Genomic DNA, 686 nt, shown 5'->3' on the forward strand with positions numbered 1-686 from the left:
TGCCCGATGGCCCCAGAGCGATGGCGTTCTCGCGGCGCTCGATCCATTCGCAGCGCGCCATCTCGAGCACCTGCATCTTGTTGAGTCGGGGGATGGCGGTGAAGTCGAAGCTGTCGAGGCTTTTGACCGCGGGGAAGCGTGCCGTCTTGATGCGCCGCTCCACCATGCGACGCTCCCTGTCGATCATCTCCATCTCGATGAGCCGGGCGAGGAAGCGGATATGGTCGAGGCCTTCGGCGGCGCATTGCCGGGCCAGTTTCTGATGCTCACGAAGGCAGGTGGGCAGCTTGAGCGCCTTAAGATGGTGGGCGAGCAGGATCTCGGGGGCCTGACTGCTCATGCGGCCTTCTGCCCATCGGAGAGCAAGCTCATGTAGGCTCTGGCAAAGGTCTTCTCGACTTTGGTGCGTGGGAGGAAGGGATAGACGTCCAGGTCCAGCCTGGGCGGCACGCGTTCGACCCGGCACAGGACGAGATGCTTGACGGCATCGAAGCCGACGGCGCCCAGGTCGATAGCCTGCTCCACCGCCACCTGGAGATCGGCGATATCGAAGCTCTCCAGCAAGCGCAGCACCTGCACATACTCGCGCTTGCCATGCTTGTGCATGCGCGCTTCCATCAGGCGTTGCAGTGTCGCGAACGCCTCGGGCAGTTCCCATCCCTGCAGCGGCGCCGCCTGGTCCAGCG

General features: G+C 64.1%; 1 protein-coding gene and 1 pseudogene. Both read right to left on the minus strand.

Translation table 11 applies throughout. The annotated features are described in order from the left end of the window. Window positions 1–340, minus strand: a 340-nt coding sequence (locus PKF00_RS44860; RefSeq protein ID WP_271223742.1) for an ATP-binding protein, incomplete at its 3' end; no start/stop codon positions are given. Next, window positions 337–686: pseudogene (locus tag PKF00_RS44865) on the minus strand (IS21 family transposase); the annotation flags it as partial. The gene PKF00_RS44860 and the pseudogene PKF00_RS44865, both read right to left, overlap by 4 nt.

It is taken from the genome of Streptosporangium carneum (assembly GCF_027922005.1).
GTDB lineage: Bacteria > Actinomycetota > Actinomycetes > Streptosporangiales > Streptosporangiaceae > Streptosporangium > Streptosporangium carneum.